Source organism: Rhodosalinus sp. FB01, from assembly GCF_041365715.1.
In the GTDB taxonomy this organism is placed as follows: domain Bacteria; phylum Pseudomonadota; class Alphaproteobacteria; order Rhodobacterales; family Rhodobacteraceae; genus Rhodosalinus.
Genome location: NZ_JBGFSH010000056.1, coordinates 1 through 528, shown reverse-complemented (window position 1 = coordinate 528; position 528 = coordinate 1). Strand labels below are relative to the sequence as shown.

Below are 528 nucleotides of genomic sequence, written 5' to 3'. Positions count from 1 at the left end.
CGAGATCACGCGCTTCCGTCTCAACGACGACCTGCTCGCGCTTCGGGACAAGATCGGCTGCACGGTGGTCTTCGTCACCCATTCGGTCTTCGAGAGCGTCTTTCTCTCGGACCGGATCGTGGTGATGGCGGCGCGGCCGGGGCGCGTGATCCGCGAGCTCGCGGTGGACGCGCCCTATCCGCGCACCGACGCCTTCCGCACCTCGGCCGAATACGCCGCCTACTGCCGTGACGCCTCGGACGCCCTGCACGCCGCGATGGGAGACGCTGCATGACCCTCGCCGAACGCGACGAAAGCGCCGCCTCCCCCCCGACGATCGACGCCGACGAGCGCGCGCGCCGCCGCGCGCGACGGCTGGAGCGGGTGGGCAAATGGGTGCTGCCCGTGCTGGTCATGGCCCTGGCGCTGCTCGCCTGGGACCGGATCGTGGTCTGGAACGATATCCCGCACTACACGCTGCCGGGCCCCGGGCTCGTTTTCCGGACGCTGATCGAGGACTGGGCGATCCTCTTCGACGCGCTTCTGGTG

General features: G+C 69.9%; 2 pseudogenes. Both read left to right on the top strand.

Annotation, left to right across the window (positions count from 1 at the left end):
* Nucleotides 1-274, top strand: a pseudogene (locus tag AB6A65_RS16540) (ABC transporter ATP-binding protein); the annotation flags it as partial.
* Nucleotides 271-528, top strand: a pseudogene (locus tag AB6A65_RS16535) (ABC transporter permease); the annotation flags it as partial. The pseudogenes AB6A65_RS16540 and AB6A65_RS16535, both read left to right, overlap by 4 nt.